This is a genomic window from Amycolatopsis sp. MEPSY49 (genome assembly GCF_051337345.1).
Taxonomy (GTDB): Bacteria; Actinomycetota; Actinomycetes; order Mycobacteriales; family Pseudonocardiaceae; genus Amycolatopsis.
The window spans coordinates 205534-225917 of sequence record NZ_JBDLYJ010000011.1 but is presented as its reverse complement, the minus strand read 5'-3'; the positions used below and the strand labels follow the sequence as shown (position 1 = coordinate 225917).

General features: G+C 71.9%; 21 protein-coding genes and 1 pseudogene. 17 read left to right on the top strand and 5 right to left on the bottom strand.

Annotated elements, in window-relative coordinates; genetic code table 11:
- Positions 1 to 13: 13 nt before the first annotated feature.
- Positions 14 to 208 carry a hypothetical protein gene (locus tag ABFJ78_RS37955; protein WP_436392260.1) on the bottom strand — a complete coding sequence of 65 codons (195 nt, stop codon included), beginning with the start codon at positions 206 to 208 and terminating at the stop codon, positions 14 to 16.
- A 200-nt stretch (positions 209 to 408) separates the two neighbouring features.
- Here ABFJ78_RS37955 and ABFJ78_RS37950 point away from each other — a divergent pair, with 200 nt between their 5' ends.
- Both ABFJ78_RS37950 and ABFJ78_RS37945 read left to right on the top strand, forming a co-directional pair.
- On the top strand, positions 409 to 1143 hold the full coding sequence (locus ABFJ78_RS37950) for a sugar phosphate isomerase/epimerase family protein (RefSeq protein WP_436392259.1): 735 nt from the start codon (positions 409 to 411) through the stop codon (positions 1141 to 1143).
- Positions 1140 to 2240: a Gfo/Idh/MocA family protein gene (locus ABFJ78_RS37945; RefSeq protein WP_436392258.1), complete on the top strand. Its 1101-nt coding sequence runs from the start codon at positions 1140 to 1142 to the stop codon at positions 2238 to 2240. Before ABFJ78_RS37950 ends, ABFJ78_RS37945 begins: the two co-directional genes overlap by 4 nt.
- Here ABFJ78_RS37945 and ABFJ78_RS37940 read toward each other — a convergent pair.
- The gene (locus ABFJ78_RS37940; protein ID WP_436392257.1) at positions 2237 to 2824 is read right to left on the bottom strand and encodes a TetR/AcrR family transcriptional regulator; all 588 of its coding nucleotides are present in this window, start codon (positions 2822 to 2824) and stop codon (positions 2237 to 2239) included. The two genes, ABFJ78_RS37945 and ABFJ78_RS37940, sit on opposite strands and share 4 nt — an antisense overlap.
- A 147-nt stretch (positions 2825 to 2971) precedes the next feature.
- Here ABFJ78_RS37940 and ABFJ78_RS37935 point away from each other — a divergent pair, with 147 nt between their 5' ends.
- The 8 genes from ABFJ78_RS37935 (at position 2972) to ABFJ78_RS37900 (ending at position 10650) form a co-directional block, all read left to right on the top strand.
- Positions 2972 to 3724: a DeoR/GlpR family DNA-binding transcription regulator gene (locus tag ABFJ78_RS37935; protein WP_436392333.1), complete on the top strand. Its 753-nt coding sequence runs from the start codon at positions 2972 to 2974 to the stop codon at positions 3722 to 3724.
- Positions 3721 to 4914 (top strand): MFS transporter, encoded by a 1194-nt coding sequence (locus ABFJ78_RS37930; protein ID WP_436392256.1) that lies wholly within the window; start codon positions 3721 to 3723, stop codon positions 4912 to 4914. The genes ABFJ78_RS37935 and ABFJ78_RS37930 overlap by 4 nt, the downstream gene beginning before the upstream one ends.
- A 309-nt stretch (positions 4915 to 5223) precedes the next feature.
- Positions 5224 to 6117: an ABC transporter ATP-binding protein gene (locus tag ABFJ78_RS37925; protein ID WP_436392255.1), complete on the top strand. Its 894-nt coding sequence runs from the start codon at positions 5224 to 5226 to the stop codon at positions 6115 to 6117.
- 22 nt (positions 6118 to 6139) lie between these two features.
- Positions 6140 to 6859: an ABC transporter permease gene (locus tag ABFJ78_RS37920; protein ID WP_400869680.1), complete on the top strand. Its 720-nt coding sequence runs from the start codon at positions 6140 to 6142 to the stop codon at positions 6857 to 6859.
- Positions 6856 to 7821, top strand: a complete 966-nt coding sequence (locus ABFJ78_RS37915; protein WP_436392254.1) for an ABC transporter substrate-binding protein — start codon at positions 6856 to 6858, stop codon at positions 7819 to 7821. The genes ABFJ78_RS37920 and ABFJ78_RS37915 overlap by 4 nt, the downstream gene beginning before the upstream one ends.
- Positions 7818 to 8522: an isochorismatase family protein gene (locus ABFJ78_RS37910; protein ID WP_436392253.1), complete on the top strand. Its 705-nt coding sequence runs from the start codon at positions 7818 to 7820 to the stop codon at positions 8520 to 8522. Before ABFJ78_RS37915 ends, ABFJ78_RS37910 begins: the two co-directional genes overlap by 4 nt.
- Positions 8519 to 9937 carry a UbiD family decarboxylase gene (locus tag ABFJ78_RS37905; protein ID WP_436392252.1) on the top strand — a complete coding sequence of 473 codons (1419 nt, stop codon included), beginning with the start codon at positions 8519 to 8521 and terminating at the stop codon, positions 9935 to 9937. Before ABFJ78_RS37910 ends, ABFJ78_RS37905 begins: the two co-directional genes overlap by 4 nt.
- On the top strand, positions 9937 to 10650 hold the full coding sequence (locus tag ABFJ78_RS37900) for a GntR family transcriptional regulator (protein ID WP_436392251.1): 714 nt from the start codon (positions 9937 to 9939) through the stop codon (positions 10648 to 10650). The genes ABFJ78_RS37905 and ABFJ78_RS37900 overlap by 1 nt, the downstream gene beginning before the upstream one ends.
- A gap of 1 nt (position 10651) precedes the next feature.
- On the opposite strand, the gene ABFJ78_RS37895 is transcribed toward ABFJ78_RS37900, so the two are convergent.
- From ABFJ78_RS37895 to ABFJ78_RS37885, 3 genes are read right to left on the bottom strand one after another with little or no spacing between them, the layout of a single operon-like run.
- A complete protein-coding gene (locus tag ABFJ78_RS37895) occupies positions 10652 to 11350 on the bottom strand; it encodes a GntR family transcriptional regulator (protein WP_436392250.1) in 699 nt (232 codons plus the stop codon).
- Entirely contained in the window at positions 11347 to 12279 is a 933-nt protein-coding gene (locus tag ABFJ78_RS37890) for a LysR family transcriptional regulator (RefSeq protein ID WP_436392249.1), read from the bottom strand. The genes ABFJ78_RS37895 and ABFJ78_RS37890 overlap by 4 nt, the downstream gene beginning before the upstream one ends.
- Positions 12276 to 12914, bottom strand: coding sequence for a UbiX family flavin prenyltransferase (locus ABFJ78_RS37885; protein ID WP_436392248.1), 639 nt, complete (start codon positions 12912 to 12914; stop codon positions 12276 to 12278). The genes ABFJ78_RS37890 and ABFJ78_RS37885 overlap by 4 nt, the downstream gene beginning before the upstream one ends.
- 128 nt (positions 12915 to 13042) lie before the next feature.
- Here ABFJ78_RS37885 and ABFJ78_RS37880 point away from each other — a divergent pair, with 128 nt between their 5' ends.
- The 7 genes and pseudogenes from ABFJ78_RS37880 to ABFJ78_RS37850 all read left to right on the top strand — a co-directional run.
- Positions 13043 to 14041, top strand: coding sequence for an amidohydrolase family protein (locus ABFJ78_RS37880; protein ID WP_436392247.1), 999 nt, complete (start codon positions 13043 to 13045; stop codon positions 14039 to 14041).
- Complete coding sequence (locus ABFJ78_RS37875; RefSeq protein WP_436392246.1) at positions 14038 to 14814, top strand: alpha/beta fold hydrolase; 777 nt, start codon at positions 14038 to 14040, stop codon at positions 14812 to 14814. Before ABFJ78_RS37880 ends, ABFJ78_RS37875 begins: the two co-directional genes overlap by 4 nt.
- The gene (locus ABFJ78_RS37870) at positions 14811 to 15680 is read left to right on the top strand and encodes an FAD binding domain-containing protein (protein ID WP_436392245.1); all 870 of its coding nucleotides are present in this window, start codon (positions 14811 to 14813) and stop codon (positions 15678 to 15680) included. Before ABFJ78_RS37875 ends, ABFJ78_RS37870 begins: the two co-directional genes overlap by 4 nt.
- Positions 15673 to 16155: a (2Fe-2S)-binding protein gene (locus tag ABFJ78_RS37865; RefSeq protein ID WP_436392244.1), complete on the top strand. Its 483-nt coding sequence runs from the start codon at positions 15673 to 15675 to the stop codon at positions 16153 to 16155. Before ABFJ78_RS37870 ends, ABFJ78_RS37865 begins: the two co-directional genes overlap by 8 nt.
- On the top strand, positions 16148 to 18481 hold the full coding sequence (locus ABFJ78_RS37860) for a xanthine dehydrogenase family protein molybdopterin-binding subunit (RefSeq protein ID WP_436392243.1): 2334 nt from the start codon (positions 16148 to 16150) through the stop codon (positions 18479 to 18481). The genes ABFJ78_RS37865 and ABFJ78_RS37860 overlap by 8 nt, the downstream gene beginning before the upstream one ends.
- Positions 18481 to 19095: an SRPBCC family protein gene (locus ABFJ78_RS37855; protein WP_436392242.1), complete on the top strand. Its 615-nt coding sequence runs from the start codon at positions 18481 to 18483 to the stop codon at positions 19093 to 19095. Before ABFJ78_RS37860 ends, ABFJ78_RS37855 begins: the two co-directional genes overlap by 1 nt.
- Positions 19092 to 20384, top strand: a pseudogene (locus ABFJ78_RS37850) (uracil-xanthine permease family protein); the annotation flags it as partial. The gene ABFJ78_RS37855 and the pseudogene ABFJ78_RS37850, both read left to right, overlap by 4 nt.

Here is a 20384-nt window from a genome sequence, read left to right as displayed (position 1 = left end):
GGTAAACGCGAGGTCAGCCGCTCGGGCGAAGCCGCTGGTCAGGGATGTCGTCGCGGGCGCGTTCGGCGCGTTCGCGACGCAGCTGCTGAAGGTGCTGCTCGATCCGCCGGTCGAGGTCCAGCGCGGCCTCGGACAGTTCCGCCAGGTCGCGACGGGACCCCGGGCGCCCGACGGCTCCGGTGTCCACTTCGTCCCCTGTCCTGTCCACTCGCGGCACCTCCTGGATCGGATCGGCCCTGACCCCCGTTCAAGGCGTTACTGCCCCAACCGGCGCAAGCCAAAACACGACGCGTCGTGATGCCGGGCACGCCGGTGCCGCCGTCCGGTGGACCCGGCGGCGAAATCCCTGGTGCCAATTTTGACCGAGTGGTAGAAATTCAGCGAACCCCGCGACCCCAGGAGCCGGTGATGAGCGAGCCATCCGTGCAGCTGTATTCGGTCCGCGACGCCTTCGCGGCCGATCCCGACGGCACCCTGCGGCAGCTCGCCGCGCTCGGCCTCACGCAGGTCGAGCCGTACGGCGTCGTCGAAAACGCCGAAGCGCTGCGGGCCGGCCTGCCCGCACACGGCCTGACCGCGCCGACCGCGCACGCCCGGCTGATCGGCGCCGACCAGGCCGCCGTCTTCGCCGCGGCGGCCGAGCTCGGCATCGGCCTGGTCATCGACCCGTTCGTCCGGCCCGAGCAGTGGCAGGACCCCGCCGACATCGCCGCGACGGCGGACGCGCTCAACGCCGCCGCCAAGGTCGCGGCCGAGCACGGTGTGCGGGCCGGCTACCACAACCACTGGTGGGAGCTGGAATCCCGGATCGACGGCCGCAGCGCCTTCGAAGTCTTCGCCGACCAGCTCGACCCCGCCGTCGCGCTGGAGGTGGACACGTACTGGGCCACCGCGGGCGGTGCGGACGCGCCCGCGCTGCTGCGCCGGCTCGGTGACCGCGTCCGCGCGATCCACGTCAAGGACGGCGGCCTCGCCACCGACGCGTCCGGCCAGGTGCCCGCCGGGCAGGGCCGGGTGCCGGTCGCCGACGTGCTCGCCGCCGCGCCGGACGCGCTGCGCGTGATCGAGTTCGACGCCTACGACGGCGACCTCTTCGAGGCCATCGCCGCCAGCCGCGCCTTCCTGACCGGGGCCGGCCGGTGACGGGCGGGCCGGTCGGCGTCGGGATCATCGGCGCCGGCGTCATCAGCGGGACCTACCTCGAGAACTTGACGAGCTTCCCGGACGTCCGCGTGCTGCGGGTCGCCGACCTCGACGACGAGCGCGCGGCCGCCCGCGCGGCCGAGTACGGCGTGCCGCGGCCGGGCTCGGTGGCCGAGCTGCTCGCCGATCCCGAGATCGAGATCGTGGTCAACCTGACGCTCCCGGCTTCGCACGTCGAAGTCGGCCTCGCCGCCCTCGAAGCCGGCAAGCACGTCTGGGCCGAGAAGCCCCTGGCCCTGGACCGCCAGACCGGCCGCAAGCTCCTCGATCGCGCACGGGAGAAGAACCTGCGCGTGGCGAGCGCGCCCGACACCGTCCTCGGCGCCGCGTTGCAGACCGCGCGGCAAGCCGTCGACGCGGGCCGGATCGGGACGCCCATGACCGCGCTGGCCCTGTTCCAGGTGCCGGGGCCGGAAGTGTGGCACCCCGCGCCGGAGTTCTACTTCCAGCCCGGCGGCGGCCCGCTGCTCGACATGGGCCCGTACTACCTGACGACGCTGGTGCACCTGCTCGGCCCGATCCGGCGGGTCACGGGCGCGGGCGGCCGGGCGCGCGACACCCGGGTCGTCGGCTCCGGCCCGCGCGCGGGGACCGAGTTCCCGGTGCGGGTGCCGACGACGGTCACCGCGCTCGTCGAATTCGAAGCCGCCTCGGCGCAGCTCGTGCTGAGCTTCGATTCGGCGCTCAAGCGGACCGGGCTCGTGGAGCTGACCGGCACGCTCGGCACGGCCGTGCTGCCGGACCCCAACCGGTTCGACGAGCCGACCCGGCTGCACCTGCTCGGCCACGACGAGCCGGAAGAGCTGCCGGCGCGCGGGCACGCGGCTTCGCGCGGCACCGGGACGCTGGAGCTGGCGCGGGCGATCCGGGCCGGCGTGCCGGAACGCGCGTCCGGCGAGCTGGCCTACCACGTGCTCGACGCGATGCTGGCCATCGACGAGTCCATGACCCGCGGGCAGGCCGTCGAAGTCACGAGCACCGTGGACGTCCCGCCCGCGCTGCCGGCGGGCTGGGACCCGTACGCGAAGACCCTCTAGAGCGGGACGGTGAGCAGGTTCTGCAGGTAGAAGCGCAGCGAACCGACCAGGTCGACGTCGCCCGGGACGGTCAGCCACTGCACCTGCAGGCCGTCCATGAGCGCGATGAACGTCAGCGTGGCCAGCTCCGGGTCGACGCCGTCCCGCAGTTCGCCGCGGGCGGCGAGGACCGCGAACGACTCGTGGACGCCGGCGCGCGCGGCCCGGTAGTGGCGCACGAAGTACTCGTGCGCCGGGTGGTCCGCGGCGACCGCCTCGGCGGCCAGCCGCGAGTACAGGTCGACGATCCCGGGGTGGCGGACGTTGTGCTCGGCGAGCGCGACGAAGTGGCGCAGCACCTCGAGCCCGGGCGGCACGGTCAGCTGCTCGCGCTCGGAGTCCTCGCTGTCGCGCCGCTCGAGCACGGCGGCGAGCAGCGCCTCCTTGGTGGGGAAGTAGTACAGCAGGCCGGCGTGCGAGATCCCGACGCGCTTGGCGATCTCGCGCAGCGACGAGCCGTGGTAGCCGAGCTCGCCGTAGGCCGCGGCCGCCGCCGTGATGATGTCCTCGCGGCGGATCCGGCCCTTCAGGTAGCCCCCGGTCACGGGGTCGCGGTGGTCTCGGCGGCGTGCACGGGCCCATCATGCCGCAGCCGCTTTTCGCACAACCGACGTGAGCGGACGAACAAATCGGTTGTGCGAACGCGCGTGGCTTGCGAGCATCGCCGGGTGAAGAGCGCGGAGCGGCAGCGGATGATCGTGGAGCGGCTGCGCGACGCCGACCAGGTGGCGGTCGCCGAGCTGGCGTCGGCGACCGGCGCGTCGGAGATGACCGTGCGCCGGGACCTGGACCAGCTGGCCTCGCGTGGGGTACTGCGGCGCGTGCACGGCGGGGCCGTCCCGGCGTCGCCGTCCGGGATCGAGCCGCCGTTCGCCGCCCGGGCGACGGACGCGGTCGAGGCCAAGCGGGCCATCGCGGCCGCGGCGGCCGAGCTGATCCGCGACGGCGAGACGATCGTCCTCGACAGCGGCACCACCGCGCTGGAGCTCGCGCGGCTGCTGCGCGGGCGCCCGGTCACCGTCATGCCGCTGTCGCTGCACGCGGTCCGCGAGCTGGCCGACGACCCGGTCGTCCGGCTGCTGCTGCCCGGTGGCGAGCCGAGGCCGGGGGAGCAGGCCCTGGTGGGGCCGCTGACCGTCGCGTCGCTGCGCGCGCTGCGGTTCGACGTCGCCGTGCTGAGCCCGTGCGCGTTCGCCCTCGATGCCGGGCTCACTGCCTTCGACCTGGGCGACGCCGAGGTCAAGCAGGTGGCGCTCGCCGTCGCGGCCCGCGCGATCGTGCTCGCCGACGGCGCCAAGTGGGGCCGCGCCGCGCTCGCCCACGTCTGTCCCGCCGACCGCCCCGACGTAGTGATCACCGACCCGGGTGCGCCCGAGGACCAGCGCGCGGCGCTGACCGAACTGGGTGTGCTCGTGCACGTCGCCGTCCCCCTGGAGAACCGATGACCGCCCCGCCCCGCCCGCGCGCCGCCCGGTTCGCGACCTTCATGTTCTTCGGCCTCAACGGGTTCGCGATGGGCATGTGGGTGGTGCACATCCCGAACGTCGAGCGCGCGACCGGCATCTCGCACAGCACGCTGGGCGCGCTGCTGCTGGTGCTCGGCGGCGCGGCGTTCGCGGGCATGCAGATCTCCGGGCCGCTCGTCGACAAGCTCGGCCACCGCCGGCTCGTCCCCGCGGCGGGCGTGCTGCTCGGCCTCGCGGTGTGCGCGCCCGGGTTCGCGAACTCGTGGTGGACGCTGGGGCTGTCCCTGATCTTCTTCGGCTTCGGCAACGGCGCGATCGACGTCGGCATGAACTCCCACGCGGTGGTGGTGGAGCGGGCGTACCCGCGCCCGATCATGGCGGCGTTCCACGCGTTCTGGTCGATCGGCGGCGCGTTCGCGGCGGTCATCGGCGCGGCCACACTCGGCGGCGGGGTCCCGACCGGCGTCACCCTCACGTGCACCGGGCTGCTGTGCGTGGTGCTTTCCCTGGCGTCGGCGCGGTTCTTGATGGAGCCGTCGGAGGCACCCGCATCGTCCGCCGCGGAAGAGTCCGCCGCAGAGCCGGTCCGCCGCCGCACGCCGGGCCGCGTGGTGTGGCTGCTCGGCCTGCTGGCGCTGGCGCTGATGCTGTCGGAGGGCGTGGCGAACGACTGGGCGGCGCTGCACATGGAGAAGGTCCTGGGCACCTCGTCCTCGACGGCGGCGCTGGCGTACGGGGCGTTCGCGGTGGCGATGACAACGGGCCGCTTCTTGACGGACCGCGTCGCGGCATGGGCCGGCCCGGCAGCGATCGTTCGCTACGGAGCGGCGTTGGCGGCGGTGGGCCTGTCGATCGCCGCGGCGGCGCCGTGGGTGCCGGTGTCACTGGTGGGCTGGGCGCTGTTCGGGCTGGGCTTGTCAGGCGGAGTCCCGCAGCTGTTCACGGCAGCGGGCAATTTGGATACGCGGGCATCGGGAGCATTGATGGCCCGGGTGGTCGGGCTCGGGTATGTCGGGTTGCTGGCCGGCCCGGCGCTGATCGGCGGGCTGACGAGGTGGATGCCGCTGAACGTGACGTTCGCGGTACCGGTGGTCCTGTGCGTACTGGCGGCGCTGTTCGCCGGAGTCCTGAACCCGAAGCCGGAGCAGGCAAAGCAACCGGTCGCCTGAGCAGACCCCACCCCCGAACCGATACGCAGCCACCTCAGCGGCCCCGACGCCGGGTCAAGGCACGCTTTCCCGCCTTGACGCGGTGCCGGGGCCGTTGAACAATCCGGCGTTTCGGCTCGGGGGAACCCCACACCATCCACAGAGTGTCGACAGTTAAGAGTCACTGCCAGTCGACCTCCTTGACATAGTCGCCCCCGCGGACGCAAACTCTCCCGAAGTGTCGACACCTTGCGATCCGCAGTGCAGCCATCGGCAAGGAGGAGCGGTAGTGATCCACCCAGAAAACCCGGCCGAGGCAGGGACACCCTGATGGCCGCCGTCTGCCTGGACGCGCGGGACCTGCTGCTCGGGCACCGGGCCCGCCGCGGCGACGGGTTCTCCACCGCGTGCCTCGACCTGAACCTGCAGATCCGCGACGAGGAGTTCGTGGTCATCGTCGGCCCCAGCGGGTGCGGCAAAACCACCTTCCTCGAAGCCGTCGCCGGGCTGGTCCCGGTCGCCGGCGGGGCCCTGGAACTCGCCGGGCGTCCCATCAAGGGCCCGGGCCCGGAGCGGTCGCTGGTCTTCCAGCACGCCTCGCTCTACCCGTGGCGGACGGTCCTCGACAACGTCCTCTTCGGACCCCAGGTCCAGGGCCGGCTCAACGCCGAAACCCGCAAGCGTGCCGAGGACCTCCTGGACATCGTCGGTCTCGCCAAGGTCGCCAAGAAGTACCCGCACGAGCTGTCCGGCGGCATGCGCCAGCGCGTCAACCTCGCGCGCGCCCTGGCCACCGATCCGACCCTCCTGCTGCTCGACGAGCCCTTCGGCGCCCTCGACGCCCAGACCCGCGAGAACCTGCAGGACGAGCTCCTGCGGATCTGGCAGGCGGACGCCGTCACGAAGAAGACCGCGATGTTCGTGACCCACGACGTCAACGAGGCCGTGCTGCTCGCCGACCGCGTGCTCGTCTTCTCCCCGTCGCCCGCGCACGTCGCCCTCGAAGTCGTCATCGACGTGCCCCGCCCGCGTGACGCCGCCTGGCGCCGCAGCGCCGAATTCCTCGCCTACGGCGACAAGATCCTCTCGGCCCTCCACCACGAACCCGCAGCTTCGGAGCCGGACCATGACAACAGCGTCACTCCCGCGCACGACCACCGCACCGACAGCGCCGAAACCGCCGGCGGCGTCGGCGAGCTCCGGCTGGGCGCGGCGACACCGTAGCGGGCTGCTCGGCACCGCCGGGATGGCGATCGTCCTGGTGCTGTGGCAGCTCTCGACGGCGCTCGGCCTCGTCGACGTCTCCTTCAGCAGCAACCCGCTGCGCATCGCCGCGGCCGAGGGGAAGCTCTTCGGCTCCGGCGAAATCTACCCGGCGCTCGGCGCGACCGGCCTGGAACTGCTGTGGGGCCTGGGCATCACGTTCGTCCTCGGCATCCCGATCGGGCTCGTGCTCGGCCGCAGCAAGATCCTGCACGACATGACCGAGCCGATGGTCAACATCCTCTACTCGGTGCCGTACGTGATGTTCCTGCCGATCATCATCTTCTGGTTCGGCATCGACAACACGTCACGCGTGATCGTCATCGTCTGGGCCGCGATCCTGCCACTGATCATCAACATCACGGCGGGTGTGCGGAACCTGGACAGCGACTACACCCGCGTCGCGACGGTGTTCTGCACACCGCGGCTGAAGTTCTTCTACACCATCGCGTTGCCCGCGACGCTGCCGTACATCCTCGCGGGCGTGCGCCTGGCCGTCGGCCGCGCGCTGGTCGGCGCGATCGTCGCCGAGCTGTTCCTGGCCAGCCAGGGCCTCGGCTACTTCGTGCAGACGCAGACCTCCAACTTCAACATGGACTCGGCGATGGCCGGGATCGTCCTCCTCGCCGTGGTCGCGCTGCTCCTGAACTGGGCCGTCCGCCTCGTCGAACGCCGTTTCACCCACTGGGCAGGTGCACAATGAAGATCCTCCTCGTAGCGGCGAGCCTGGTGCTCGGCCTGACGGCGTGCGCGGGCGGCGGGGCCGGCGGCACGGTCGCCGCCGACGCCAACGGCGCGCTGCCGGTCACCATCGGCTACACCGCGCTCGGCGCGGGCTACTCCGACCTCTACACCGCGCAGGACTACGGCATCTTCGCCAAGCACGGCCTGAACGTGAAGCTCAACCGGCTCAACGACAGCTCGCAGCTGGTCGCCGGGCTGGCCAGCAACAGTGTCCAGATCGGCGTCGGCGTCGCGGCCGACACCGCGGCGGCGATCATGAAGGGCGCGGACCTCAAGTACGTGGCGATGTCCGAGCCGCACTACAACCTGGAGATGTGGGCGAGCCCGGAAGTCAAGTCGGTCGCCGAGCTCAAGGGCAAGAAGGTCGCCATCACCTCGCCCGGCTCGGAAAGCGATTTCGGACTGACGGCGCTGCTGGAGGCGAACGGCCTCAAGCGCGAGGACGTCACCGCGGTGTTCGTCAAGGGCGTCCCGGCCGAGGTGGCCGCGCTCGGCAGCGGCGCGGTGTCGGCGATCCTCACCCAGCCGCCCAACGGCACCGAGAGCCGCGAGAAGGGCGCGCACCGGCTGGCCGCGCTGTCGAACATGCCCTTCCCGCTGGGCGCCTACACCGTGCAGTCGAAGTACCTGCAGAACAACCGCGAGGTCGTCAAGCGGTTCGTCGCGGCGGAAGCCGAGGCACTGCAGTACATCCGGAGCCACAAGGACGAGACGGTCAAGAGCATCCAGAAGTACAGCGGCGTCAAGAGCACCGAACTCGCCGCCTACGCCTACGACTTCTTCCTCGACGTCTGGGCGAAAACCCCGGTGGTGGACGAGAAGGTGATCAAGCAGGCCTTCGACGAAGCCGCGGAGAACGCCAAAACCACTGCGCCATCGGACATCGCGAAGTACATCGACAACAGCCTGACGACGTCATGACCTTCGCAGCCGAATGGTCGAAGTACCTGACCGAACGGGACCGCGCGGTGCTCGCGGCGACGTCGTGGGCGAAGCGCGCCCCGTTCGGTCTGGGGGAGAACCCCGCCGTGCTCGTCGTCGACCTGTACTACGCGGCGCTGGGCCTGCCCCGGCGCGACATCCTCGACGCGGTCGCGGACTGGCCCAGCGCGTGCGGCGCGGACGGCTGGGCCGCCGTCGACCGGACCGTCCCGCTGCTGCGCGCGGCCCGGGACGCCGGCGCGCCGGTGATCTACTTCCACGCGACGCCGCCGGAGTACGGCCGGTGGAACCGCAAGCCGGGCGGCGCCCTGACCCCGAAGTCCACTGTGGATCCGAACGCGATCGTGTCCGAAGTGGAGCCCTGGGCGGGTGACGTCGTGCTGGAGAAGATCGGCCCCAGCTGCTTCCACGACACCCCGCTGGACACCATTCTCCGGATGGGCGGCCACGACACCCTGCTCGTGGCCGGCGAGGCCACCAGCGGGTGCGTGCGCTCGACCGTCGTCGACGCGTGCAGCCGCGGGTACCGCGTCGGCGTCGTCGGCGACTGCTGTTTCGACCGGTTCGAGGCATCGCACTGGCTGAGCCTGTTCGACCTGGACCAGAAGTACGCGGACGTGCTCACCGCCGAGGCGGCGATCGGCCACCTCCGCCAGACCTCGCGAAGGATCCCGGCATGACCGACCTGCGGAAGTGGCTCACCGAAGCCGAAGCGGCGGGGGAGGTGCAGACCGTCGAAGGCGCCCACTGGGAGCTGGAGATCGGCGCGCTGTCCCAGGTGAACTACCGGCGTTCGCACCCCAAGGCGCTGGTGTTCGACGCGATCAAGGACTACGCCTCCGGGTCGCGGGTGCTGTCCGGTTCGGTCAGCAACCCGCGGCTGCTCGGGTCGGTCCTGGGGCTCGGGTGGGACAACACCGACGAGGACCTCGTCGAGAAGCTCGCCGTCAAGCCGGGGGAGTGGATCTCCCGCTCCGGCGACTTCCGCGCGGTGTCCGTATCGGACGGTCCGCTGCTGTCCCATGTGGACGACGACGTCGATCTGCTGAAGTTCCCGGTGCCGCGCTGGCACGAGGGCGACGGCGGCCGGTACATCGGCACCGGTTGCGCGGTGGTCACCCGCGACTACGACACGGGCCGGATCAACCTGGGCGCCTACCGGATGCAGGTGCAGGACGAAGGTCGCGCGGTGAGCGTCAACATCGAGGCCGGCAAGCACGGCGCCCAGCACCTGCGCCGCTGGTTCGAGGCCGAGGGCCGGGCGCCGATCGCGGCGTCGCTGGGCCACCACCCGGCCTACCTGGTGGCGGCGGGGGTCGAGGTGCCCGGAGACGTCTCGGAGTACGACTACGTCGGCGCGATGGCCGGCGAGCCCGTGCGCACGATCGACGGGCTCGCGACCGGGCTGCCGCTGCCGCACGACGCCGAGATCGCGATCGAAGGCTGGGTGCGGCCGGACAACAAGCGGCCAGAGGGGCCGTTCGGCGAGTGGACGGGTTACTACTCCGGCTCGCGCGACCCGATCCTCACGATCGACGTCGAAAAGGTGTACTACCGCGACGACCCGATCCTGCTCGGCGCGCCGCCGGGCAAGCCACCGCACGACTACTCGTACATGCGCACGGTCATGAAGTCCGCGATCATCACGGATTCCCTGCGCAAGACGGGCCTGCCGGGGCTGCGGGGCGTCTGGGCGCACGAGGCGGGCGGCGGCCGGTCGCTGCTGATCGTCGCGATCGAACAGCGGTACGCCGGGCACGCGCGCCAGGCGGCGTACCTGACGTCGCAGCTGCCGAGCGCGGCGTACATGAACCGGTTCACGGTGGTCGTCGACCACGACGTCAACCCGCGCGACCTCGGCGAGGTCGTCTGGGCGATGTGCGGGCGGACGGACCCGTCGCTGGACATCGAGGTGATGCGGCGGACGTGGGGCAGCCGCGTCGACCCGCTGACGCTGCCGGGCGCGGTGCCGTTCACCAGCCGGGCGATCATCGACGCGTGCCGCCCGTTCGAGCGGCTGGGCGACTTCCCGGCGGTGGCGGAGTCGAGCCCGGCACTGGTCGCGGACGTCAGCCGCCGCTGGCCGCTCGGCTGATGACGGTGCCGGATCTGGTGGACCTGCCGGACCTGCGGCGGGAGCTGCTCTTCACCGCGCTGCGCGGGGTGGAGGGCGGCTCGTCGCTGGCGTTCACGATCTTCCAGGAGATCGCGGTCGGCATCGTCGAGGGGCGCCTGCCCCCGGGGCACGAGGTGAACTCGGCGGAGCTGGCCCGGCGGTTCTCGACGTCCCGGACCCCGGTGCGGGAAGCGTTGCTGCTGCTGGAACGCGAGTCCCTGGTGATCATCCCCCCGCGCCGGCGGCCGTACGTGTCCCCGGTGGACATGGCGCAGGTGCGGGAGATCTACGAGATCCGTGCTTCGCTCTACGCGCTGGTGAGCGAGTTGCTGGTGGCGCGGGCGTCGGACGAGGAGATCGCCGGGCTACGGCGGTGGCAGGGTCTTTTGGAGTCGGACGCCGCTTGTGGTGACGTCGACGCTTACTTCTGGCACAACGTCGGGTTCCGCAACGCGGAGGTGAGCTTGGCGAAGAACGGGGAGTTGCAGCGGCGGTTGAGTTCGCTGGGGCTGCAGATGCACCGGTTCCGGCATTTGAGCCTGTCGTTGCCGGGGAGGCTGCTGCATTCGGTGGCGGACCACGAGAGGTTGGTGAACGCGTACGCGGACCGGGATGCGGCGTTGGCGGCGGCGGTGAGCAAGTCGTTGGTGATGCGGGGCTACCGGGCGATCGAACGAGCGGGCGGCGTCTGACTCACTCCGTTTCGGCGAGCCCCGACCAGCCGGAAGCCTCGATCGAGTGCAACCCGGTCATGATGATCGACCGCGTCAACGCCACCGCCAACACGGCATCCCCATCGGCATACGCGGCCAGCAACCGCTCATGATCGGCCACCGACCGCGCCAACCGCCCCGGCAACGACAAGCTCACGTGCCGCAGCTGCAACGTCCGCAACCCCAACGACCCCAGCAACCGCGTCAGCTGCCGGTTCCCCGCCGCCTCCGCCTCGGCTTGGCGGAACGACACGTTGTGCCAGAAGTACGCGTCGACGTCTCCCGCCGCAGCGTCCTCCCGCAGCCGGGCCTGCCACGAAGCCAGCACCGACAGATCCGGCGACCCCGCCACGATCAGCTCGCTCACCAGCGCGTGCAGCGACGCCCGGATCTCGTACAGCTCCCGCGCCTGGGCCAGCGTCACCGGAGCGACCCGCGGCCGGCGGCGGGCCGGGATGTCCACCAGCCCCTCGCGCTGCAGCGTCAGCAACGCCTCGCGGATCGGGGTCCGGGACGTCGAAAACCGCCGGGCCAGCTCCACCGAGTTGACGTCCGCGCCCGGGGGCAGGGAGCCGTCGATGATGCGGCGGGCCAGGTCCTCGACGATCCGGTCGACCAGCGAGACGTCCGTGCGTCCGTCGAGCAGCATCCGGCGCAGGACGTCGGGCGGTTCGGTCACGCGGGTTCCTCCGGGTCGGTCGTCGCCACCACCCGCAATACTTCCAGCATCTGCCGCGCCGCGGGGGGATGACTCGCCTCCAGGAGCCGCACGGCCGCGATCCGGCGCCGCGGGGCCGCCGGGGCGATTGCCACCGCGACGACGTCGGGGCGCTGTGCCACCAGCGCGAGCCGCGGGGCCGCGCCGATGCCGATCCCGGCCGCGACCAGGCCCTGCACCGACAGGTAGTCCTCGGTCGCGAAGCCGATCCGCGGCTCGAAACCGGACAACCGGCACAACGTCGTGAACGCCTCGTCGTACGGCGGCCGGTGGCTGCGCACCACCCACGTCTCGCCCGCCAGCTCCCGCAGCTCCACTTCGGACTCCCCGGCGACCGGGTGGTCGAGCGGCACCAGCACGCACAGCGGGTCGTCGGCCAGGTGCACCCACTCGACGTCGGCGGGCACCGAGCGCGGGTCGAAGTCGTAGTCCCAGACCAGGCCGAGGTGGATCGAGCCGTCGCGCAACGCCGCCGTCATGTCCGACGCGTGCGCCGAGCGCAGCACGATCTTCGTCTCCGGGTACCGGCGCTGGTACTCGCGCACGACGCGGGGGATGAGGTCGGCACCGGCCGTCGGGAACGCGCCGAGCCGCACCGACGAGTGCTGCGCCTTGAGGTCCGACATCTCCTGCTCGATGTGGGCGATCGTGCCGAGCAGTCCGGTGCTGCGTTCGGCCAGCAGCCGGCCCGCCTCGGTCAGCTCGATCCCGCGCGGCCCGCGCAGCATCAGCGGCACACCGAGCTGCCGTTCGAGCAGCGCCATCTGCTGCGAGACGGCGGAATGGGTCATGAACAGCGCCTCGGCCGCCGCGGTGAACGAGCCGTGCTCGGCCACCGCGGAGAAGATCTGCAGCCGCCGCGCCTCGAGCACTCCGGTCCCCTTCGTCACCGCCCCAGCAGGTCGGCCGGGTCGGCCCTGGTCAGTTCGCCGTCCCACGGTTCCGGCGCCAGCTCCCATAGTCCCACCCGGGCCAGCGCGCGGCGAGCCGTGTAGTCGACGAGGTCCCCGACGGTCCGCGGACGCGGGTAGAACGCCGGCACCGGCGGCGCGACGATCGCGCCGGCCTCGGTCACCGCGACCATCGACTTGAGGTGCCCCAGGTGCAGCGGCGTTTCGCGGACCATCAGCAGCAGCGGCCGGCCTTCCTTGAGGCAGACGTCGGCGGCGCGGCTGACCAGGTCGTCGGTGTAGCCGGTGGCGATCGCCGAGAGCGTCTTGATCGAACAGGGCGCGACGAGCATGGCCGCGACGGGGAACGAACCGGACGCGATCGCCGCCCCGATCTCGCCCGGCCGGTGGGTGACGTCGGCGAGCGCGCGGACGTCGGCCAGGGTGAGGTCGCATTCGTGGCGCAGCGTGAGGATCCCGGCCTTCGACAGCACCAGGTGCGTCCGGATCCCGGGCTGTTCCCGCAACAGTTGCAGGACGCGCACACCCAGGCACGCTCCGCTGGCACCGGTGATCGCCACGACCACGTTCCGGGTTTCCGTCACGACCGCCGCCTTTCCGTTGTGGACTGCCATCGCAGCACGATCGCGCGCCGGAAGCGAGGTTTCCGCTGTCAGATCTCCTTACGCCTGCTGCCAGGAAAGCGCGCTGGTCCCCGGTCCGGCGCCGACTTAGCGTCAGGGCACCAACCCGACCGGTGGAGGTGAGTCGGACGGAAGTCCTCGACACGCACGCGCACATCGTGCCGCGCTCGCTGCTGACCGCGCTGGAACAGCGCCCCGTCGCGGGGTTCTCGGCGCGACGCACCGAGCAGGGCTGGGTGGTGGCGGTGCCCGGCACCGGCGAGACCCGGCCGATCGGCGCGCGGATGACCGACCCCGGCGCCCGGGACGGCTGGCAGCGGCAGGCCGGCGTCACGCGGCAGATCCTCTCGCCGTGGCTGGACATCCAGTCGGCGCCGCTGAACCCGGCCCGCGCCCGGGACTGGGCGCGCACGGTCAACGACGCGATGGCCGAGTCGGCGGTGGGCACGGTCGCGCTGGCTTCGGTGGCCACCGACGACGGCGACCAGGCTGCCGAAGACCTTCTTGAAGCGTGGAAGCGGCCCGAGTTCGCCGGGCTGATCCTCAACACCGACCCGCCGTCCGGGCCGGCGCCGCACGAGCCGTCGATCGATCCATTGTGGACGCTCGCCGCCGCCGAAGGCATCCCGGTGGTGCTGCACCCGCCGACGTGCGGGCCGTCGGCGGACCTCGCCTCGCTGGGCACGATGGGCAACGTCCACGGCCGGCTCGTCGACAACACCGTCGCGGTCACCAAGCTCATCCTCGCCGGTGTCCTCGACCGCCACCCGGACCTGCGGCTGGTGCTCGTGCACGGCGGCGGGTTCCTGCCGTACCAGGCCCACCGGCTCGACGGCGGGTACCGCACGAAGGAAGCCTTCGCCGGCGAACTGCGGCGCGGGAAGCCGTCGGCGTACCTCGGCGACTTCCACTACGACACGGTCGGCCTGTCCGGTCCGTCGATCGCGTTCCTCGCCGGGCTCGTCGGTCCCGGGCGCGTCCTGCTCGGCAGTGACTACCCGTTCGCGCTCGGCGACCCCGAGCCGGTCCGGACGGTCCGCGAAAGCGGCCTCGACGACGCGTTCGTCGAAGCGATCCTGCACACCAACGCCGACGCGCTTTTCCGGAGGCCCGCATGAGCAAGCCCTTGGCCGTCCGCCGCCGCGGCGCGGGGGAGCCCCTGGTGCTGCTGCACCCGCTGGCGCTGTCCGGCGAACTGTGGACACCCCTGGCCGAAGCCCTGTCCGACGAGTTCCAGGTGTTCGCCCTCGACCTGCGCGGCCACGGCGACAGCGCCTGGGACGGCACGCCGTTCTCGATCGAGGACCTCGCCGACGACGTCGCCCGCACGCTCGACGCGCTCGACCTCCGGTCGGCGAGCCTGCTCGGGCTGTCGATGGGCGGCAGCGTGGCGGTGAACTTCGCCGGCCGCCACCCCGAGCGCGTCCGGTCGCTCGTGCTCGCCGACACCACGGCCTGGTACGGCGAAGACGCCGTCACGACGTGGGCCGAGCGCGCCCAGAAGGCCGTCGCCGTGCCGCGGGCCAAGCAGGTGGCCTTCCAGCTCGACCGCTGGTTCTCCCCGGAGTTCCGCGAGCGGCACCCGGAGGAGGCCGACCGCGTGGTCAAGATCTTCCTGCGCACCAACAGCGAAGCCCACGCCGCCGCGTCGATCGCGATGGGCGCCATGGATTCCCGGCCGCTGCTGCCGTCGGTCACCGCGCCGACGCTGGTGCTGGTGGGCCGGCACGACTACGCCACCCCGCCGTCGATGGCCCGCACGCTGGCCGACGGCATCGCGAACGCCGAGCTGGAAGTCCTGTCCGACCTGCGGCACCTGTCGCTCATCGAACGCCCGTTGCTCGCCGGCCGCGTCCGGCAGCACCTGCGCCGCGTCACGGAGACCCGATGAAACCCGCCCGCTTCACCTACCACGCGCCGCGCGAGCTGGACGAGGCCCTCCAGCTGCTGTGCGATCTCGGCGACGACGCCAAGGTCCTGGCCGGCGGCCAGAGCCTGATGCCGATGCTCAACTTCCGCCTCGCCCACGTCGAGCACCTCGTCGACGTCAACCGCCTCGGCGCGGAGTTCGGCACGCCGACGTTCGGCGAGGACACGATCACCATCCCCGCCCTGGTCCGCCAGCGGCAGCTCGAACGCTCGCCCGAGGCCGCGCGGCTGCTTCCGGTGCTCACCGAGGCCCTGCACCAGGTCGCGCACCCGCAGATCCGCAACCGCGGCACGATCTGCGGCAGCCTGGCCCACGCCGACCCGGCCGCCGAGCTGCCGAGCGTGCTCACCGCCCTGGACGCGAAGTTCACCCTGGCCTCGGCCCGGGGCGTCCGGACGGTGCCCGCGGCGGACTTCTTCCTGTTCCACCTCACCACGGCGCTGGAACCCGACGAGCTGTTGCTGGAGGTGAGCGTCGACCGGCCGGCCGCGAACCGGTTCTCCGCGTTCCGGGAGTTCGCCACCCGGCGCGGCGACTTCGCGCTGGCCGGCGTCGCCGTGGTGTGCGAAGTGGACGACGGCGTCGTCACCGCGTGCCGGATCGCGGCGGCCGGCGTGGCGCCGACCCCGCACCGGCTGACCGACACCGAGCTGCTCGTGATCGGGCAGGCCCTCGGACCCGACCTGGGTGCGGCTGCTGAGGCCACCGCCCGCGCCCAGGTCGACCCCACCGGCGACATCCACGCGAGCGCCGCCTACCGCGCCCGGCTCACCGGCGTGCTGGTCAAGCGCGCGCTCGCCGACATCACGGAGAAGGCCCATGCCTGACCTCACCCACCGCGTCCGCGGCACGGTCAACGGCGAGCCGTTCGACGAAGCCGTCGACTCGCGCATGACCCTGGCCGACTTCCTGCGCGAGAAGCTGCGGCTCACCGGCACGCACCTGGGCTGCGAGCACGGCGTCTGCGGGGCGTGCACGGTGATCGTCGACGGCGCCGCGACCCGCGCGTGCCTGATGCTCGCCGTCCAGGTCGACGGCGCGGCCGTCGAGACCGTCGAAGGCCTGGCGACCGACGGCGAGCTGGCGCCGCTGCAGCAGGCGTTCAAGCGCAACCACGCGCTGCAGTGCGGGTTCTGCACGCCGGGGTTCCTGATGAGCGTCACGGCGGCGCTGCGCGAGGACACCGTCCGCGACGAGACCGAGGCGCGCGAGGTGCTGAGCGGGAACATCTGCCGCTGCACCGGCTACACCGGGCTCGTCCAGTCCGTTTTGGACGTCGCGAAAGGACGGTCCGATGCCTGACCCGATGATCGGCGCCCGGCTCCCGCGGCGCGAGGACCAGCGGCTGCTCACCGGCCGCGGCCGCTACCTCGACGACCTCGACCTGCCGGACGCCTTGGCCGCGGCGTTCCTGCGGTCGCCGCACGCGCACGCCCGGATCACGGCGTTCGACGCGTCCGAGGCCCGCGCGCTGCCCGGCGTCGTCGCCGTCTTCTCCGGCGCGGACCTGATGGAGATCCAGAAGCCCTTGGCGCCCAAGGTGCAGCACCCGAAGCTGCGCGACTACCCGCGGCTGCCGATGCCACCGGAGGAGCTGCACTACGTCGGCGAACCGCTCGCCGTCGTCGTCGCGGAGTCGCGGTACCTCGCCGAAGACGCGCTGGAACTGATCGACGTCGACTACGAAGTGCTGCCCGCCGTCGGGTCGACCGCCGCCGCGCTGCGCCCCGGCGGCCCGCTCGCGCACAGCGGTGACGAGTCCAATGTGGCCGTCCTGCTCACGCAAAGCGCCGGCAACGCGGCGGAAGCGCTGAGCACCGCGCCGCACACGCTGAGCGAGGAGTTCTACCAGATGCGCGGCGGCGGCCACTCGATGGAACCGCGGGCCGTGGCCGCGCGCTTCGAGCCGGCGACCGGGCAGCTGACCATCTGGGACACCACGCAGTCGCCGCACTACGCGCGCCAGCAGCTGTCGATGATCTACGAGATGGCCGAGGACGACCTGCGCGTGATCGCCCCGCCGGACGTCGGCGGCGGCTTCGGCCCGAAAGCCCAGTTCTACGGCGAAGAAGTCGTCATCCCGTGGGTCGCGAAGAAGCTGCGCCGCGCGGTGAAGTGGGTCGAGGACCGGCAGGAGAACTTCGTCTCGGCGATGATGGAACGGTCGCAGACCCACCGCGTCGAGGTCGGCTTCGACGACGACGGCCGGCTGCTGGCGGTCAAGGACGTCATCGAGCACGACCAGGGCGCGTACTGCGCCGGGCTGCAGGTGCCGTCGATCACGACGTCGACCGTGCCCGGCCCGTACAAGGTGCCGAACATCGACATCGAGCTGCGAGCCTGTTACACCAACATGGTGCCGACCTCGTCGGTGCGGGGCGCGGGCCGGCCGCAGGCGGTGTTCGTGATGGAACGCATGATGGACCGGATCGCCGCGCACCTCGGCCTGGACCCCGCGGAAGTGCGGCGGCGCAACCTGATCCAGGCCGACGAGTTCCCGTACCAGGTCGGCATCATGTTCCGCGACGGCAGCCCGCTCACCTACGACAGCGGCGACTTCCCGGCGTTGCTGGAAGGCGCGCTCGAACGCATCGGCTACGCCTCGGCCCGGGAAGAGCAGGCCCGGCTGCGCGAAGAGGGCCGGTACCTCGGCATCGGGCTCGCCGTGTACGTCGAAGGTTGCGGCCTGGGCCCGTACGAGGGCGCGAAGATCCGCGTCACCAACCGGGGCCGGATCCTGGTGACCCTCGCCGCGGCGGGGCAGGGTCAGGGTTACGAGACGATCTACGCCCAGATCGCCGCGGACGGCATCGGCTTGGACATGTCCTTCATCGACGTCACCACCGGCGACACCGCCCGGATCCCGTTCGGCCAGGGCACGTTCGCCTCGCGCATCACGGCCACCTGCGGGCCTGCGGTGTTCGACGCGGCCAAGCAGATGCGGGCCCGGCTGCTCGACACGGCGGCGGTGCTGCTCGGCTGCTCTCCGTCCGAAGTGGACTTCGACGGCGATCTCGTCTGCCTGGGCGGCGACCGCGAGAAGTCCGTTTCCCTGCAACAGCTCGCGCAGGTGGCGAACATCGGCAAGCACGGCATCACGCTGCCCCGCGGGATCACCGCCGGCCTGGAGACGGCCAGCTACTTCTCGCCGGAGCGCGCGGCCTACGCGAGCGGCGCGCACGCGGCGCTGGTCGAGGTCGACCCGGAGACCGGCGGCATCACCATCCTCAAGTACGTCATCGGCCACGACTGCGGGACCGTGATCAACCCGCTGCTCGTCGACGGCCAGGTGCTCGGCGGGTTCGCCCACGGCCTCGGCAACGCGATGTACGAGGAAGCCGTCTACGACGACGAGGCCACCCCGCAGGCGACGAGCTACCTCGACTACGCGCTGGTGTCGTCGGCAGAGGTGCCGCCGGTCGACCTCTTCCACATCTCCTCGCCCAGCCCGCTCAACCCGCTCGGCGCGAAGGGCGCGGGGGAGGGCGGCACGGTCCCGCCGCCGGCCGCGATCGCCAACGCCGTCGAGGACGCGCTGCGCCCGCTCGGTGCCCGCGTCACCCGCGCGCCCGTCACCCCCGCCCGGATCGTCGATGCCCTGCTCGCCGCCGAAAAGAAGGTTTCCTGATGCTCATCGAGAACTCCTTCGAGGTCGCCGCCGACCCCGACGAGGTGTACCGCTTCCTACAGGACGCTCACAACGTCGCCGCGTGCTTTCCGGGCGCAGAACTGGTCGAAGACCTGGGTGAGGACGCGTATCGCGGCAAGGTGAAGATCAAGGTCGGCCCGGTGACGGCGGCCTACCAGGGCGTGGCGAAGGTGGTCGAGCGCGACGAGGTGGCCCGCACGGCGGTGCTGCTCGCCGACGGCAAGGACACCCGCGGTTCGGGCACGGCCAAGGCCCGCGCGACGATGCGCGTGACGCCCGCGGGTGAAGGCGCGAACGTGGTGCTGGCCACGGATCTGACGATCTCGGGCAAGCTGGCGCAGTTCGGCCGCGGGATCATGGCGGACGTTTCGGGCCGGATGGTAGGGGAGCTGGCCTCGCGGGTGCGGCAGCGCATCGAGCACGGCGACGAGCCGGCCGTCGAGCCGGTCGTCGCGGAGACCGCACCGATGTCCCCATCTCCAGTCGCCGAGGTCCCGGCCATGAAGGTGTCCGCGCTCGTCCGCGTCGTGCTCGCCGGCATCCTCGAACGCTGGGCCGCCCGCCTGCGCGCCACCGCCCCGGAGTCGCCATGACCACTCGCATCACCGTCCCGGCGCCGCCCGAAGCGGTGCCCGTCTTCGACGTCGGCATCGACGACAAGGTCCGGGTCTCCAGCGCGGTCGGGCTCGGGATCCAGAACATCCTCGGCATGGCGGGCCTGCTGATCTTCCCCGCGCTGATCGGCACCGCGTTCAAGCTGTCCGCCGCCGACACCGCCTATCTCTACGGCGTCACGTTCATGACCTCCGGCCTGGTGGTGGTCCTGCAGTCGGTGTTCCTGCTGCGGTTGCCGATCATCCAGGGCCCGTACGCGGGTTCGCTGGCCGCGCTGCTGGCCGTCGGGCACGGGCGCGGCGGCCTCGGCGCGGCGTTCGGGTCGATGGTCGTCGCCGGGCTGATCTGGTGCGTCCTCGCGATCCCGCTCCGGCGGTTCGGCCCGATCACGTACCTGGCGAAGTTCGTGCGCGACCCGATCATCGCCGGCGTGCTCGTCCTCATCCTGGCCACCCAGCTGACGGGCACCGCCCTGCCCAACTGGCTCGGCACGCCCGCGAGCCCGGGTTTCCCGTGGGTGAACCTGCTCGCCGGCGGCGTCGCGGCGGCGCTGGTCGTCGCGTTGACGTTGCTGCCCAAGGGAACCCTGCTGCGCCGCGGCGCGGTGCTGGTCGCGGTGGTCGCCGGGACGATCGTCTACGCGCTGCTCGCGCCGACGAGCTTCGGCGCGGTGGGGGAGAACCTCGGCGTCACGGTGCCGCGGATCTTCCCGTTCGGCTTCGCCGTGCAGGGCGACCTCGTGCTGATCTTCTTCATCACGCTGCTGCCGGCGATCGCCGAGAGCATCGCGACCTACGACATCGTGGCGGACTGGGGCGGCCAGGAGCTGTCCGGCTACCGCGTCTCCCAGGGCGTGTTCGGCGAAGTCCTCGGCAGCACGGTCGGCGCGGTGTTCGGCGGGCTGTCCACTTTGGCCTACCCGGACAACATCGGCCTGCTGCGCGTGACGAAGGTGGGCTCGCGGTACGTCACGCTCGCCACCGGCGTCATCCTGCTGGTGCTGGGCGGGCTCGGCCCGTTCGACCGGCTGCTGCAGGCGGTCCCGCTGCCGGTGCTGGCCGCGGCGGGCACGGTGCTGTTCGGCGTGCTGTTCGCCAGCGCGATCGACGTCCTCTCGGGCGTGCACTGGTCCCGGGACAACCTGATGCTGGCCGGGTTCCCGTTCATCACGGCGATCGGCGGCCTGTTCGTGCCCGCCACGACGCTCAAGGTGATGCCGACGGTCGTCCAGCTGGTCCTCGCGCAGCCGCTGATCCTCGGCACGGTG